This is a genomic window from Bacteroides sp. 214, from assembly GCF_010501015.1.
Taxonomy (GTDB): domain Bacteria; phylum Bacteroidota; class Bacteroidia; order Bacteroidales; family Bacteroidaceae; genus Bacteroides.
In genome coordinates this window covers 88817-104239 of sequence record NZ_QVML01000015.1, presented here as the reverse complement: position 1 = coordinate 104239, position 15423 = coordinate 88817, and the positions used below count along the sequence as shown (strand labels likewise).

General features: G+C 43.1%; 14 protein-coding genes and 1 tRNA gene. 9 read left to right on the top strand and 6 right to left on the bottom strand.

Annotated elements, in window-relative coordinates; translation table 11 throughout:
- Window positions 1–108: 108 nt before the first annotated feature.
- Both D0T50_RS10930 and D0T50_RS10925 read left to right on the top strand, forming a co-directional pair.
- Window positions 109–2442: a TonB-dependent receptor gene (locus D0T50_RS10930; protein WP_163223561.1), complete on the top strand. Its 2334-nt coding sequence runs from the start codon at window positions 109–111 to the stop codon at window positions 2440–2442.
- An 18-nt stretch (window positions 2443–2460) separates the two neighbouring features.
- On the top strand, window positions 2461–3255 hold the full coding sequence (locus D0T50_RS10925; protein WP_239058255.1) for a DUF4249 domain-containing protein: 795 nt from the start codon (window positions 2461–2463) through the stop codon (window positions 3253–3255).
- Window positions 3256–3601: 346 nt separating this feature from the next.
- Here the strand turns inward: D0T50_RS10925 and D0T50_RS10920 are convergent, their stop codons facing one another.
- Window positions 3602–4339 (bottom strand): prohibitin family protein, encoded by a 738-nt coding sequence (locus tag D0T50_RS10920; RefSeq protein WP_163223559.1) that lies wholly within the window; start codon window positions 4337–4339, stop codon window positions 3602–3604.
- A 117-nt stretch (window positions 4340–4456) separates the two neighbouring features.
- Window positions 4457–6361, bottom strand: coding sequence for an AAA domain-containing protein (locus D0T50_RS10915; RefSeq protein WP_163223583.1), 1905 nt, complete (start codon window positions 6359–6361; stop codon window positions 4457–4459).
- 408 nt (window positions 6362–6769) lie between these two features.
- On the opposite strand from D0T50_RS10915, the gene D0T50_RS10910 reads away from it, so the two are divergent.
- Both D0T50_RS10910 and D0T50_RS10905 read left to right on the top strand, forming a co-directional pair.
- Window positions 6770–7033 (top strand): hypothetical protein, encoded by a 264-nt coding sequence (locus D0T50_RS10910; protein WP_163223558.1) that lies wholly within the window; start codon window positions 6770–6772, stop codon window positions 7031–7033.
- Window positions 7034–7187: 154 nt separating this feature from the next.
- Window positions 7188–7640 (top strand): transposase, encoded by a 453-nt coding sequence (locus D0T50_RS10905; RefSeq protein ID WP_163223557.1) that lies wholly within the window; start codon window positions 7188–7190, stop codon window positions 7638–7640.
- Window positions 7641–7995: 355 nt separating this feature from the next.
- On the opposite strand, the gene pfkA is transcribed toward D0T50_RS10905, so the two are convergent.
- The 4 genes from pfkA to porQ all read right to left on the bottom strand — a co-directional run bounded on the left by pfkA (window position 7996) and on the right by porQ (window position 11631).
- Window positions 7996–8976 carry a 6-phosphofructokinase gene (gene pfkA, locus D0T50_RS10900; protein WP_163223556.1) on the bottom strand — a complete coding sequence of 327 codons (981 nt, stop codon included), beginning with the start codon at window positions 8974–8976 and terminating at the stop codon, window positions 7996–7998.
- A 107-nt stretch (window positions 8977–9083) separates the two neighbouring features.
- Window positions 9084–9959 (bottom strand): 4-hydroxy-3-methylbut-2-enyl diphosphate reductase, encoded by an 876-nt coding sequence (locus tag D0T50_RS10895; protein ID WP_370520907.1) that lies wholly within the window; start codon window positions 9957–9959, stop codon window positions 9084–9086.
- Between the two features lie 7 nt (window positions 9960–9966).
- Entirely contained in the window at window positions 9967–10662 is a 696-nt protein-coding gene (cmk, locus tag D0T50_RS10890; RefSeq protein WP_163223555.1) for a (d)CMP kinase, read from the bottom strand.
- Window positions 10663–10683: 21 nt separating this feature from the next.
- Complete coding sequence (porQ, locus tag D0T50_RS10885; protein ID WP_163223554.1) at window positions 10684–11631, bottom strand: type IX secretion system protein PorQ; 948 nt, start codon at window positions 11629–11631, stop codon at window positions 10684–10686.
- Window positions 11632–11865: 234 nt separating this feature from the next.
- Between porQ and D0T50_RS10880 the strand changes: the two genes are divergently transcribed.
- The 5 genes from D0T50_RS10880 to D0T50_RS10860 all read left to right on the top strand — a co-directional run bounded on the left by D0T50_RS10880 (window position 11866) and on the right by D0T50_RS10860 (window position 15370).
- Complete coding sequence (locus tag D0T50_RS10880) at window positions 11866–12549, top strand: energy transducer TonB (protein WP_163223553.1); 684 nt, start codon at window positions 11866–11868, stop codon at window positions 12547–12549.
- Window positions 12550–12628: 79 nt separating this feature from the next.
- Complete coding sequence (locus tag D0T50_RS10875) at window positions 12629–13603, top strand: polyprenyl synthetase family protein (RefSeq protein ID WP_163223552.1); 975 nt, start codon at window positions 12629–12631, stop codon at window positions 13601–13603.
- 6 nt (window positions 13604–13609) lie between these two features.
- Window positions 13610–14311: a hypothetical protein gene (locus D0T50_RS10870; RefSeq protein ID WP_163223551.1), complete on the top strand. Its 702-nt coding sequence runs from the start codon at window positions 13610–13612 to the stop codon at window positions 14309–14311.
- A gap of 8 nt (window positions 14312–14319) precedes the next feature.
- On the top strand, window positions 14320–15108 hold the full coding sequence (locus tag D0T50_RS10865; RefSeq protein WP_163223550.1) for a TatD family hydrolase: 789 nt from the start codon (window positions 14320–14322) through the stop codon (window positions 15106–15108).
- Window positions 15109–15282: 174 nt separating this feature from the next.
- Window positions 15283–15370 (top strand) — tRNA-Ser (locus D0T50_RS10860).
- The last annotated feature ends 53 nt before the right edge of the window (window positions 15371–15423 follow it).

Below are 15423 nucleotides of genomic sequence, written 5' to 3'. Positions count from 1 at the left end.
TGCTCTCTTTTCCTATTACTTCTTTTAACCTCTCTTTTACTCCTATTCACACTATCTTTACTAATTTCGCCGCGACAGTAAATAAATAGTAACGATAAAACTCCTCTAATGATTGAACATTCGGCATTCTCTCGCGCGATTTTCTTTCTTCTCTGTATTGTTTTTTCCCTGCCCATATTCTCTCAAGGATATAAAGTAACCGGCATGGTGACTGATGCTAAAACGCAGGAAACCCTCATCGGTGTATCTCTGCAAGTTAAAGAAAAGCCAACAATAGGCGCAATAACCGATTCACGCGGTTGGTACGATCTTACACTTCCTGCGGGAACTCACACGTTGGTAGTAAACTATTTGGGCTATAATGAAAAAGAAATCAACATTCGCTTAATCGATAAAAACATTCGTCAGCATATTGCTCTTTCTCAATCTTCTATTGAACTGGAAGAGGTTGTTATTACTTCGGAGCGGGTGGATGCCAATGTCAGCGACCCGCAGGTAGGTGTTACCAAGATGGAAATAGCCCAACTTAACAAACTCCCGGTATTGATGGGCGAACGTGATGTTATTAAGTCCCTTGAGTTGATGCCCGGTGTAAGAACTGCTGGCGAAGGTAGTACCGGTTTTTTTGTACGTGGTGGCACCTCCGATCAGAATATGGTGATGCTCGACAATGTCTCGGTCTATAATGCTTCGCATTTAATGGGTTTCTTCTCTACTTTTAACTCCGATGTGATTCGTGACGTAGCACTTTACAAAGGACCTATCCCTGCTCAATACGGTGAACGCCTTTCGGCAATACTCGATGTGCAACAACGTAACGGCGATATGCAGGATTATAAACTGTCGGGTGGTATTGGATTGATTTCCTCTAAACTGAACGTGGAGGGACCAATACAGAAAGGAAAATCATCCTTCTTATTGGGAGCGCGCCGTACGTATGCCGATGCAATAGCTCGTATGTCGGGTGTTGAGAAAGCTGCTGATGCTTACCTCTATTTCTACGACCTTAACATGAAACTCTACTTTGCCCTCACGGAAAAAGATCAACTCTCTGTTTCGGGCTATCTTGGAAGAGATAAAATGATAATGAAAGACTTTGCCGATATGGGCTGGGGCAATGCTTTTGCCAATATTAAATGGACGCATACCATGAACTCTAAATGGCTTCTAAGTACTTCTTTGCAGTACAACCGCTATAGTTATGACTATGGCATAGAAATGGGTATGGACTTGAAGGGCGATGCCAAAATAAGCGATTATGGGTTGAAGCAGGAATATCAATATAAACCAAATGCAAATAACATGTGGAGGTTTGGGTTGCAATCTATCTACCATGATATAGCGCCGGGAGATTATGAACTGACATCCGATTATAAAGATGAGCTCAACTTGCTCCACCGCTATTCGTGGGAAAACGGATTGTATGTATCCAATCAACTCAAATTGAGCGACCGCTTGGAAGTGTTGTACGGTTTACGACTTTCTGCTTTTTCGGCAATGGGAAAGGGTGAGTACTATACGCTCGACGAAGACAAACAAGTGGTGGACAGTACTTGGTACGGTGCGGGCAAATTCGTGAAGACCTACTTCAACCTCGAACCACGTCTTTCAGCGGTGTATAAACTAACCAATGAGTCGTCTCTCAAAGCATCTTATGCACGTACTACGCAGAATATGCACCTGCTTACTTATACCAATCAAGGAACTCCATTCGACCGATGGACATCCAGCTCTAACAATATCAAACCACAGATATCGGATCAATTTACGTTGGGCTACTATCGCAACTTCGCTAACAACAGGTATGAATTTAGCGTAGAAGCGTACTATAAGAATATGCGCAACCAGATAGATTATAAAGATCATGCCGAGTTTGAAGCGTATGATGTGATAGATACCGAGATACTAACCGGTAAAGGACGTGCTTATGGTGTGGAGTTTATGCTTCGTAAGCGGGTGGGGCGACTCAATGGCTGGATTGGTTACACATTGGCAAAATCCGAAAAGAAGATTAACGGGATAAACGAAAATCGCTGGTATAATGCTTATCAGGATCGTACACATGATATTTCCGTTGTTGGCATCTATGAACTAAGTAGAAAGTGGACGCTCTCGGCTTCGTGGGTATATTACACAGGGAATGCCATTACTTATCCAAGTGGTAAGTATCAGATAGAAGGACAGAATGTGATGTACTATGCCGAACGAAACGGATATCGCGCTCCCGATTATCACCGGCTCGATATTGGTGCTACCTTGCAACTCAAGAAGACGGCAAGATACGAATCGGAACTTGCGTTTAGCCTTTACAACGCTTACGGACAGCGCAATGCTTACATGATTCGTTTCAAAACAAACGAGGACGACCCCACGAAGACCTCTGCCTATCGCTATACACTCTTTACTTACGTGCCTTCTATCTCGTGGAATTTCAAGTTTTAACTTTCTTATGATATGACAATGAAATATTTATTTGCTAATATAATTGCCCTGTTGCTTATAGTTTCCTTTGTTTCTTGCGAAGATATTATTGATGTAAACTTGCGTTCGGTAACCCCCGAATTGGTAATAGAAGGGGTCGTTAAACAAGGCTTTCCTGCCGAAGTTCGCATTACTAAAACGAAAGATTTCAATGACGACAATACTTACACTCCTATTACCGATGCTATTGTAACCATAGCCGATGATGCCGGCAATAGAGAACAACTTACGACCGATGCTTCGGGTAAGTATTTAGCCACTACTATTGTTGGGGTAGAACGGAGAACCTACAATCTTACTGTTCTTCATGAAGGTGCGGAATATACCGCAACCTCTACCATGCCACCTGCGGTAGCTATCGATTCACTTACGCAATGGCACTTCCTGATGCACGATTATGACGAACCTATGATTCACTTTGCCGACCCGGTGGGTGAGGAGAACCAATATTACCGCTTCGTATTTGCTATTAACGGCAATTGGGAGAACCTGGAGAAAAGTTTGCTGTCTACAGAGTTTATCGACGGTAATGTAATTCACAACCCCCTCATGTTAGAGCTTATCAACGACCCCGATGATGATGACCCCATAGAAAATGGCGATGTCATTACCGTTGAGATGCAATGTATGGACAAAGCAACCTACAAGTATTTTGAAACATTGTATATGATTGATAACTCGTTGGCAAACCCTACAAGTAATATTAAAGGAGGTGCGTTGGGGTATTTTGGCGCATATTCCTTTAGGCAGGAGCAGATAAAAATAGAATGGTAAGGTGGAATCGCAAGGTGGAATGGTAAGGTGGGATGTATCACAAAAAAGCGCTGAAAGCGCGACATACTTAGCCTAGGGTCAGGGAGTGAAACGAACGTAACCCTAGGTTTTGAATCCGTCAAAAGGAATTTGAGCTCTGTAAGAGCGGCACTGTTTTCTTTGTGTCGCTCTTGCAGAGCTCAATTCCAAATTATGCATCCCCAAGCCCCAGGGCTGCACTCGCTTCACTCCCTGACCCTAGGCTAAGTATGTCAGGCTTTCAGCCTTCATTAATCACAGGTTTACCCTAGGCTAAGTATGTCAGGCTTTCAGCTTTCAGCCCACAGGTTTGCCAAGCCGCTAAACCCTATTTTATAGTAATGAAAGGCAACTGGCTACCGCTGAAGTATTGCGGCATTTTACCATCCCATTTATTTATAGCCATTTCTTGAATTACCAATGGCGAGAGTGATGCTTGCTTAATCATTTGCGCTTCGGCTTCCAGCTTCATACGCTCCAATGTAAAGCGTGCGGCTAATGCGCCTTGTTCGGCAATTTTCTTATCTTCAATTGCTTTGTTGAATTCATCGCTAAAATCATGGTTGGTAATCAGCAATGTTTTTACTAATACACCGTTCCCTTGAATCTGGTCGGCGAAGGTAGTGCGGATACGGTTGGATATCTCTGCTCTTTTTTCTACAAAAGCCTCAATAGGATACTCTGCAATGATAGCATTGATTTTTTCGGCAAGTGTGGGGCGTATCAATGTATTCTCTATGTGCTCGGCATACGTTTGATATACAGTTCCAACTTTCATGGGATCGAGTGAATATACCATTCCAACCTCTACGGCAATGGTTTGAATATCGCTCGAAGAAACTTCGGTATTAAGTGTGAGGTTGCGGTCGCGAATAGACAATATCTGTATATCGTCCATGAACGGAACCTTCATGTGTAGACCTTCGCCTACTACGCCTTCCAATTTACCTAAACGTAACACTACTCCGCGTTCGCCGGTGTTGATTGTGTAGAAACTGGAGAATGCCAAAATCGCCAATAAACCTACGATTGCAATCGTGCTGATTAATCTTTTGCTAACTTCCATGTTGCTTTAATTATGTGTTTCTAAAAAATATGTTGTGCAATATACAAAAAGAATTGAATAAATGTAGGGAAAAGCTATTGCTAATTGTTTCTACGCGTAAAAATCTCCCTACTTTAATTACAAAGGGGTTGTGGTGGTCATGTATTCGTATAGCTTCTTGTAAAACGGGTGTTTACTCAGCGTGGTGCTATCTCCCAATACGACTAACTTCATACGGGCACGCGTAATGGCTACGTTCATTCTTCGTAAATCATTCAGGAAACCTATTTGTCCGTTTTCGTTGGCACGCACAAGGCTGATGAAGATTACGTCGCGCTCTTGCCCCTGAAAGCCATCTACTGTGTTGATGGTAATAACTTGGCGGAATTTACGGAAGAAGTTACTCTCTTTTACTTTCTTGCGTAAGTATTGCACTTGTGCTTTGTAGGGCGAGATGATTCCGAAGTCTATCCGTTCGTTGAGTATGCGTTCTTCGCCAATGCGCTGAATGTATTCCTTGAGCTTCTCCAGACAAAGGTTTGCCTCCTGCTTGTTGATACGTCCGAAGCTCTCGCCGACAAATTCTTCGCGGAACTCACTGTCGGCAGTGTCTATCCACGTCATGGGTGTGTCATAGTCGAGGATGCTGCGATGCTGTACTTCGGGGGCGGCTTGTAACTTTCCGTTGTAAAACCAGTTGGAGGAGAATTGCATAATGGCTTCGTTCATCCTGTATTGCACCTGTAATAGCGATACGGCAGAGGGTTTGCGTGTGGCTATTTTCTCCAAGAGGGTTTTGCTTAGTCCTTCGCGTTCGGCATCGTAACACTTAATGGTTGGGGGTAGCTGCTGATGATCTCCGGCAAGCACTACGCGACTGGCTTTGCGAATGGCAATCCAGCAGGCTGCTTCCAATGCTTGGGCGGCTTCGTCAATGAAAAGAGTGGGGAACTTCCGCCCATTAAGTATTCTATGGTTAGAGCTTACCAATGTGGACGATATGACTCGTGCTTGTGCAAAGAGGTCTTCGTTAATACGTATTTCCAATTCTACGGAGCGTTCCTTGAGTCGGCTCATGCGACTGCGCGCACCTTCTCTTTCGGAATAACTGCCACCACGCATTTTGCTTTGCATCTCACGGATAGATTTGCGTATGTTCCACAAGTCGGAGTAAGCGGGATGGCTTTCGAATTGCCTCTCGTATGTAAAGGAGAGCATTTTGTCGTTTACCCGTGTAGGGTTACCAATGCGTAGTACCGGTACGCCTCTGTCTACCAGCTTCTCCGAAATCCAGTCTACTGCCATATTGCTCTGTGCGCAAACCAATACTTGATGTTCGCGATGCAGAGTTTCGTAGATGGCTTCGACCAATGTAGTTGTCTTACCGGTTCCCGGAGGACCGTGCACTACCATTACATCTTTAGCGCACACCACCTTGTTGACTGCCGCCTCTTGTGTAGCATTCAGCCACGGAAAACGTATCGGGAAGAATTCGCGCCAGCGTGGGGCTTGTGTTCCGATTAATATTTCGCGTAGTTCTGCCAGACGATTGCCTTTGGCGCGGATAACATCTGCCATTGCTTCGAACATGGTGCGGTAGCTTGTTTCATCAAAGTAGAGTTGGATACCGATGCGTTCGCTCACTTGCAGCTCTGCCAATGCTTGTGTTGTTGGCAAGATAACTACCATACGGTCTTCGTCTACATAGCTTACTTGTGCGGTGAAGTTAAAATATCGTATGTCGCCCGCTGGGCTTTGTGTGAAGAAACAGATGGGCTTTCCATATTCAAAGACGTGTTCTATCTCTTTGTCTGCCTGTCTTGTTATTTCGAGTGCCAAGAGGTTCATGGAGTTGTAGTAGCTCCGTTCCTGCTTGATGGGGTACCAACAGAATCCTCGTTTGATTTTTCGTTCAATACCCATTGTGATGGTTTGCCGCTTGAACTCTTCCTTTTCATATTCATACTCCATGCGTAGCAGCGTGAGTTGGTGCTGCAAGTCGGCTTCGGTAGTGGTTCTTCCTATAGGATTCTTGTTGCTCATTGTTGTTGCAAGTTTACCGTTTATTTTAGTTTTCTGCAAATTAATGGGGGTATTTGTTTGTTTCAATCTGCCTATGGCACGAGCACCGAATGCTATAGGCATTTGGGTCGCGAGACTATGGCTCACGACCTTTGAGCCATAGTCTCGCGGGGAAGATGCTTATGGCATAAATTTCCATAGGCACCTTGCTATTTGCTCATATTGTGCCGCTCTTTCAGAGCTTAATCCTGTGTGTCTGTTCTAAACCTAGGGTTACGCGCGCTTCGCTTGCTCACCCTAGGCTAAATATGCCGCGCCTTCAGCGCTATGGCAAGTGGTAAACGCACAAACATACGAATGTACCAACATACGAAAATGCGAATGTGCAAACGTGCGAATGTACAAAAATGCAAACATACAAACGTACGAATGTACCAACATACAAAAATGCAAACGTACAAACATGCGAATGTACAAACGTACAAACATACGAATGTACAAACATACGAATATGCAAACGTACGAATGTACAAACATACGAATGTACCAACATACAAAAATGCAAATGTACAAACATGCGAATGTGCAAACATGCAAACGTACAAACGTGCGAATGTGCAAACGTACAAACATACGAATGTACTAACATACAAAAATGCAAACATACGAATGTATCAATATAGTATCATATAGCGCTGAAAGCGCGACATATTTAGCCTAGGGTGAGCGAGCAAAGCGCGCGTAACCCTAGGTTTAGAAAGACACACAGGAACAAGCTCTGAAAGAGCGGCACAAAATTCAAACTTATTACGTACATTTACACCCCCAACCCAAAAACGATTAAATTATGTCTCAATCCCTATCCCAACTATATGTCCACATCATCTACCACACGAAAGGCGACAACCGTATATATCCAACTGATAAAAATGAACTTTGCGCCTATATCGCAGGTGTAATATCAAAAACAGGTTCTATCCCTATCTGTATTAATGGAATGCCCGACCATATACACGTTTTGTGTATTCTCTCAAAAAACATGGCGTTAGCAGAGTTTGTGAGAACCATAAAGACCGCCAGTAGCAAATGGATGAAGGACCTTAAACCATACTACCGTAACTTTGAATGGCAAAAAGGATACGCAGGTTTTTCTGTTAGCCAATCAGTGCGCGAAGCCACAGCTACGTATATCAAAAATCAGGAGGAGCACCATAAACAACGTACGTTCCAGGAGGAATACATTGTGTTTCTGAAGGAATATGGAATAGAATATGATGAAAAATATTTGTGGACGGATTAATTATTGTGTCGCTCTTTCAGAGCTTAATCCTGTGCGCCTGTTCTAAACCTAGGGTTACGCGCGCTTCGCTTGCTCACCCTAGGCTAAGTATGCCGCGCCTTCAGCGCTATGGCAAGTGGTAAACGCACAAACGTACAAACATACGAATGTACAAACATACGAATATACCAACATACGAATGTACCAACATACAAACATACAAACATGCAAATGTGCAAATGTGCAAACGTACAAACGCACAAACATACGAATGTGCAAATGTGCAAACATACGAATGTACAAACGTGCGAATGTATCAATCTGGTATCATATACCGCTTTCAGCGCTTACTCTAAAAAATTAAGAAATTATCGGACTAAATGGATAGCTCCCGCAACACATTAACGAGGTCGCGGTTGATGGGTTTGTCGTTTTTAATAGCTTTGGAGAATGGAACGTAAACAATTTCGTTGTTCTCTACACCTATCATTACGTTTCGCTGGTCTTCCATAATGGCATCTACGGCAGCACAGCCCAAGCGACTGGCTAAGATGCGGTCGTGTGCAGTGGGGCTTCCTCCACGTTGCAGATGTCCAAGGATAGTAACACGTACGTCGTAGCCCGGGTACTCATTCTTCACACGTTCGGCATAGTGCATGGCTCCTCCGGTTAACTCACTTTCGGCAACGAGCACAATGCTGCTGTTTTTGGATTTGCGGAAACCGTTCTTGATAAATTCTTCCAGTTGGTCTACTTCCGTGCTGAATTCGGGAATGATAGCGGCTTCGGCTCCTGCGGCAATGGCACCATTCAAGGCAAGGAATCCTGCGTCACGTCCCATTACTTCAACAAAGAAGAGTCGTTCGTGCGAGGTTGCTGTGTCGCGAATTTTATCTACGGCATCCAGAATGGTATTGAGTGCGGTGTCATATCCAATGGTCGTGTCGGTACCAAACAGGTCATTGTCGATGGTGCCGGGCAGTCCGATACAAGGAACATCAAACTCTTGCGCGAAGATGCGGGCGCCGGTTAAGGAGCCATCTCCTCCAATAACAACGAGTGCATCAATTTCTTGTGCCTTCATGTTTTCGTATGCCAGCTTACGTCCTTCGGGGGTGGTGAATTCTTTGCAGCGGGCAGTCTTCAGTATAGTTCCTCCCAACTGAATGATGTTACTTACGTTCTGGCTTTTGAATTCTACTATTTCATTGGTGACGAGTCCTTTGTATCCTCTGTATATACCTTTAACACGGAGTCCGTTGTAGATAGCCGCGCGTGTTACCGCACGTATAGCTGCGTTCATACCGGGGGCGTCTCCTCCCGAAGTGAGTATCCCTATACATTTTATTATTCCCATACAATCGTTCTATTTTATAACGCGCAAAGATACGTAAAAGACAAAAAACACGGGTTTATTAAACGCTAATTGACTAAAATAGGAGCTATTTTAGGATAATTTGTTCTTTATTGTAGCAAAGATGTAATATACTGATATATTTCCTCCATCAACCATTTGGGGGTGGACGTGGCTCCGCATATTCCTATGGATTGTACATTCTTGAGTAACGAAACGTCAATTTCGTCTTTGTTATCTACCAAGTAAGTGTTTTTGTTGACTTTAAGACACTCGTCAAACAGCATTTTACCATTCGAACTTTTCTTACCGCTAACGAAGAACACCAAGTCGTGCGAGGCAGCAAAATTGCGGATATTAGGCATGCGGTTGGCTACTTGGCGACAGATGGTGTCGTAGTATTGGAATGTTGCCGCAGGCGAAATACGTGCTTGGATGCTTTTTACTATTTCGCGAAACTCATCAAGCGATTTGGTGGTTTGCGAGTATAAACGGATATCTTTTGTGAAGTCGAGTTTTTCTATCTCTTCGGGCCTTTCTATCACAATAGCTTTGCTCTCGGTTTGCCCTACCAGTCCAAGCACTTCGGCATGACCCTTTTTGCCGTAAATAACGATTTGCTTTTCTTTACTGCTCTCTCCAATAAATTCTTGTTTGATTTTGTTTTGCAGTTGCAGCACTACGGGGCAGGTGGCGTCAATAATTTCAATATCGTTCTTGCGGGCAATCGCGTATGTTTCGGGTGGCTCGCCGTGCGCGCGGAGTAATACCTTGGCGTGACGAAGCTTTTTAAACTCTTCGTGATTAATGGTGATAAGCCCAAGCTCTTTCAGACGCTCCACCTCGCGACTGTTGTGCACAATGTCGCCAAGGCAATAAAGTATATTGCCTTTTGCCAGTTCTTCTTCTGCTTTGTTGATGGCTTTGACTACACCAAAACAAAACCCCGACCCTTTGTCTATTTCTACCTTGATAGTATGTGCCACGATGTTATTATAACGAGGTATTGGTTGCTCTTCGGAAAGCTTGCATGAGCCACTCCTTTTGTTCGGCGATGCTCATGTGGCTGTTGTCGAGTTCTATGGCGTCGTCTGCCTTACGAAGCGGACTAACGTCACGACTTTGGTCTATATGGTCGCGCTCTTTTACATTTGCCAGAATCTCTTCGTAACTCACTTGTTGTCCTTTGGCAGTAAGCTCGTCGAAGCGTCTTTGCGCGCGTGTTTCGGGCGAGGCTGTTACGAATATCTTCAGTTCGGCGTCGGGAAAGACCGTAGTGCCAATGTCTCTGCCATCCATCACAATGCCTTTGGCTTTGCCCATCTCTTGTTGTTGCGCTACCATGGCTTCGCGTACAAAATCCAGTGTGGCAATGGGACTAACCTTTGCCGATACCTCCATACTGCGTATGCGACCTTCTACATTTACACCGTTCAGGTAAGTGTCCGGACGCTGTGTTTGGGCATTGACTTGGAATGAGATGTGAATGTTGTTCATTTGCTTCTTCAGCTCCTCGGCGTTCATTTGTTCACCGTCAAAAATTCCATGTTCTATACTGTATAATGTTACAGCACGATACATAGCGCCACTATCTATGTAAATGTAGCCTATTTCTTTTGCCAGGTCTTTTGCCATGGTACTTTTTCCGCTGGAGGAAAAGCCGTCTATTGCGATTGTTATTTTTTTCATCTGTTCAAATAGAGTGTTATACTACAACACCATTGCTAAGTTAAATAATAAGGAAGAAGCCGAAGTGTGGTACTTGGCATACGCCATGCCCAGCTTAAATCGCTTTACCTGGATGCCTGCACCTACCGAAAACCCTGCTCCATGAGCCGAGTCTTTGATTTTCATTTCGTCTGCTCGCCCAAAATTATATCCCAGTGATACATATAAATTGTTTGTAGGCAGAAAATCTGCTCCTATAATAACATGGTTGGCAAGCTTCTTGTTTACCGCCCCATCCCAGTCATTCAGTTTATTCAATGTGAGTGATATGCGGAAAGGTGCGTGCGCAAACGCTTGACTGACGCCAACCTGAACGTTAACGGGCAGACTTTCGTTCTTGTCTTCGAATGTTTTTATCTGTCCGCCAAGATTGCGTACAACCATAGAGAAAGAGAAACCTTTATCTTCGTTGAGGTAGTTCAGCCCTAAGTCGCTACCGATGGCAAACGAGTTGTATTCGTGATAGTCGGCATAAATAAGGTTTATTTTTACACCGCCGCTCCAATAGTCGCTCAGATCGTATGAGTAGATACCTGCAATAGCAATGTCTTTTGCCGAAAATTCTCCCAGTATGGTGCTCTCGTCATTTGTTTCGTACATCTTTCCGTAATCCATATACTGTGCGGTAACAGCCCACGCAGAGCGTGTTCCTAACAAACGGGAATAAGCAGCGCTTCCTACTTTGGCGCCCTCTATGTAGCTCATATAGTTGAGGTTAAGGCTTTTGTTGCTAACGTACGAAAGGAGTGCCGGGTTGTGTACCGCCATCGTCAGGTCATCTTCAACAATGGATATATTCTCTCCTCCCAGCGCAGCGGCACGCGCCGAAACCGGTAATTCTAAAAAGTGAAATACCTTGTTACTGTTCTGCGCGGTTGCAGGAAACACCATTAGTAAAAGCAGAAATAATAGAAAACTATTTTTTATCATTTTGATTAAAATTCGCGTCAAATATACGCTTTATTAAAATAACTGAATTATATTTGCGCACTCTTTGCTGAATAAGCTAACGTAGAAATTGCGCTTTTGGCGTGCAGGAAGCTTTAAAAAATACAAAAAACATGCGTTTTGTATGAAAAAGAGTTCCATATTGGCACCTATATTAATATTAAGATTATATTTGCCAAAAAGAGAGACACATTTTTTATTTTAATAAATAATATCATGGAAGTTAAAAAATCACCTAAAGCAGATCTTGAAGGAAAGAGATTTACGTGGCTATTGTTAGGCTATGTAATGGTACTTGCCTTTATGTTCGTTGCTTTCGAATGGTCTGAAAGAGACAAGGTAATTGATACAAGCCAGGCATTGACTGAGCATGTATTCGAGGAGGAAATCGTTCCTATAACAGTTCAAGAAGTACAGCCACCGCCACCACCCCCAGAGGTGCCCCAAGCGGCTGAAACCCTCAATATTGTGGAAGACGACGTAGAAGTTGAAAGCAATGTTCAGATTCAGTCGGAAGATACGGGCGAAAAAGTGGAGGTTAAGTACGTAGCTCCTGTTGTTGTAGAAGAAGAAGTTAATGAAGATGAAATCTTTGAAGTTGTAGAACAGTCTCCCGAGTTCCCGGGTGGTATGTCGGCTTTGATGAGCTTCCTCAGCAAAAACATTAAGTACCCTTCTATCGCAGCAGAAAACGGAACGCAAGGTACGGTTACTATTCAGTTCGTTGTTAATCGCGACGGTTCTGTAGTAGATCCGGTTGTATTACGTGGTGTAGACCCTTACTTGGATAAAGAAGCTATGCGCGTAATTAAGACCATGCCTAAGTGGAAACCCGGTATGCAAAGAGGTAAGGCAGTACGTGTAAAATACACTGTGCCAGTAAGATTTAGATTGCAGTAAAATGTAATAAATGAATAGAAAAGGTTGCTTTTAGCAACCTTTTTTTTTGATTTGAATTTTTATCACTATATTAGCGCCTATGTTTACAACAATACAATTACAGGAGCAGATAAATGCATACTTTTCGGCTATGCAGATAGTGAAAGCACCAAAAGGACTTTACGAGCCGATTGAATATATATTGGCAGCAGGTGGAAAACGTATTCGTCCGGTGTTGATGCTTATGGCATATAATCTTTATAAAGATAAGGTAGAAGAAGTATATGCTCCGGCTGCCGGTATCGAAATATTTCATAATTACACATTGCTTCATGACGACCTTATGGATAGGGCGGATATGCGCCGCGGCAGAAAGACTGTACATAAGGTGTGGGATGATAATACCGCAATCCTATCGGGCGATTTGATGCTGGTGTTGGCATATCAATATATTGCAGCTTGTCCTGTTCACTACTTGAAGCAGGTGTTGGACTTATTTAGTGCAACCGCAACAGAAATATGCGAAGGACAACAATACGATGTGGATTTTGAACAGCGCAATGACGTCAAAGAAGAAGAATACATAGAAATGATTCGCTTAAAGACGGCTGTGTTGCTTGCCGCCAGTCTGAAAATGGGAGCAATACAAGGAGGTAGCTCGCAGGAGGATGCCGACTTGTTGTATGAGTTCGGGATAAATGTAGGTCTGGCGTTCCAATTGAAGGATGATTATCTGGATGTATATGGCGATCCGGCTGTGTTTGGCAAGAATATTGGAGGAGATATCCTGTGCGATAAGAAAACATATATGCTTATTAATGTTCTTGAACGTGCAAATCCCGAACAACTTCGGGAGTTAAACCAGTGGATAGGTGCGCAACAAGTTAATCCGCAAGAGAAGATTGCCGCTGTTACGGCAATCTACAACCAGGTGGGCATAAAAGAACTTTGTGAGGAGAAAATGAATTTCTATTATGAAAAAGCAGTTACCGCATTGAATCGCGTTTCTGTTGCACCCGAAAAGAAAAAAGAATTGCAGGAGCTTATACATAATTTGATGTATAGAGAAAAATAAAATAGAATGCCATACAGACGATTACCAAATACAGACCAAGCGAGGTTGCGGGCGTTGCAGACCGCTGTAGATAGGGCGAGCGCTTCTGATATGTACACCATGGTTATCTCTTTGAAAACGCTGACGGAAGCGCGCAACTTTCTGAAACGTTTTGAGGGAGCACAGACATATTATAAGGAGTGTTATGATAATCAGGCAAAGGCAAGCCACAGGCATCAATCGAGTGTGCGGATGGCGCGTTTGTACCTTTCACACTTCATTCAGGTACTGAACATGTCGGTTGTTCGTTCGGAAATAAAAAAGAAGACAAAAGAACTGTATGGGTTGCCCGAAGATAATAATAATGTGCCCGATCTAACCAGTGAAGCTGCAATAGCTGAGTGGGGCAAGAAAGTTATCGCTGGCGAACAACAGCGAATATCTGCTGGGGGGATTCCAATATATAATCCTACTATCGCCAAAGTCAGGGTGCATTACGATATCTTTATGGACGGCTACAACAAGCAAAAGAATCTGCAAGCTATTACTAATCGTAGTTTGTCGGAACTTGCCTCTATGCGCGATGACGCTGATAGAATCATTCTGGATATATGGAATCAAGTGGAAAAGAACTTCGAGGAAGTAACCCCCAACGAGAAACGATTAGATCTTTGTCGTGAATATGGCGTAATATATTATTATAGATCAAATGAGAAGCCAGTTGTTTAATCTGCTTTATGACTTTTATTGATTCCCATTCCCATCTCTATTTAGAAGAATTTTCTGAAGATTTACCTGCTGTTATTGAACGCGCCAAACAGGCGGGAGTTGCTTATGTGTTACTGCCCAACGTAGATAGTACCACCATTGAACCTATGCTGGGCGTTTGCGCCACATACAGGAACTATTGTTTTCCTATGATGGGCTTGCATCCTACATCTGTAGAGTCGGCTACTTATCAAAAAGAGCTAGCCTTGGTGGAGGATTGTTTGAAAAAAGAACATAACTATATAGGTATAGGTGAGATAGGAATAGACCTTTATTGGGATAAAACATATATAAAGGAGCAGCTTTATGTCTTTGAGAAGCAAATCCAGTTGGCACTTGAGTATGATTTGCCCATTGTGGTTCATACGCGCGATGCCTATGATGAGGTTTGCAAAGTTATCTCAATATATAAGGATACTCCGTTGCGGGGAATATTTCATAGTTTCACCGGAACAGAAAAGGATGCGTTGAAACTATTGGATTTTGAACGCTTTATGTTGGGAGTAAATGGAGTGGTTACGTTTAAGAATTCTTCGTTGAGAGATATATTACGCGAAGCTGTTCCATTGAACCGATTAGTCCTTGAAACTGATGCTCCTTATTTAACTCCAGTCCCTTATCGTGGGAAAAGAAACGAGAGTTCTTACTTACAATATGTGTTGCATAAAGTCGCTGAGGTGTATTCGGTGCCTTTGACGGAAGTTGCTGAGCAAACAAAAAAGAATACGCTTTCTGTGTTCGGTGAGCTTGCCTTTTGAACTGTTAGCGGCTTTGTTGAGGTTTTAAAGTTTATTAATTTTGTGGTTTATTTTTGTATAAAACGAGAATAAAATGCTCCTAGATGAAAAAAAAGGATACATTTGTAACTCAAAACGTTTGCACATCGCATTTTTTTTGTAATTTGCGTCCGTTTTTGAAAGTGATGAGGAATTGGAGAGATGCTCGAGTGGTTGAAGAGGCACGCCTGGAAAGCGTGTATACGTCAAAAGCGTATCGCGGGTTCGAATCCCGCTCTCTCCGCAAGGAGAATGAAATAGAGATAATAAATCAATTTTAATATAAGTATAATCAAT

Bases quoted from the DNA above. Each gene is read 5' to 3' on its own strand.
- cmk (WP_163223555.1), bottom strand. From the start codon at position 10,662: ATGAAAAAAATAACAATCGCAATAGACGGCTTTTCCTCCAGCGGAAAA.
- D0T50_RS10920 (WP_163223559.1), bottom strand. From the start codon at position 4,339: ATGGAAGTTAGCAAAAGATTAATCAGCACGATTGCAATCGTAGGTTTA.
- pfkA (WP_163223556.1), bottom strand. From the start codon at position 8,976: ATGGGAATAATAAAATGTATAGGGATACTCACTTCGGGAGGAGACGCC.
- D0T50_RS10915 (WP_163223583.1), bottom strand. From the start codon at position 6,361: ATGAGCAACAAGAATCCTATAGGAAGAACCACTACCGAAGCCGACTTG.
- D0T50_RS10875 (WP_163223552.1), top strand. From the start codon at position 12,629: ATGTTTACAACAATACAATTACAGGAGCAGATAAATGCATACTTTTCG.
- D0T50_RS10930 (WP_163223561.1), top strand. From the start codon at position 109: ATGATTGAACATTCGGCATTCTCTCGCGCGATTTTCTTTCTTCTCTGT.
- D0T50_RS10880 (WP_163223553.1), top strand. From the start codon at position 11,866: ATGGAAGTTAAAAAATCACCTAAAGCAGATCTTGAAGGAAAGAGATTT.
- D0T50_RS10905 (WP_163223557.1), top strand. From the start codon at position 7,188: ATGTCTCAATCCCTATCCCAACTATATGTCCACATCATCTACCACACG.
- D0T50_RS10925 (WP_239058255.1), top strand. From the start codon at position 2,461: ATGAAATATTTATTTGCTAATATAATTGCCCTGTTGCTTATAGTTTCC.
- D0T50_RS10910 (WP_163223558.1), top strand. From the start codon at position 6,770: ATGTACCAACATACAAAAATGCAAACGTACAAACATGCGAATGTACAA.
- D0T50_RS10870 (WP_163223551.1), top strand. From the start codon at position 13,610: ATGCCATACAGACGATTACCAAATACAGACCAAGCGAGGTTGCGGGCG.
- D0T50_RS10865 (WP_163223550.1), top strand. From the start codon at position 14,320: ATGACTTTTATTGATTCCCATTCCCATCTCTATTTAGAAGAATTTTCT.
- porQ (WP_163223554.1), bottom strand. From the start codon at position 11,631: ATGATAAAAAATAGTTTTCTATTATTTCTGCTTTTACTAATGGTGTTT.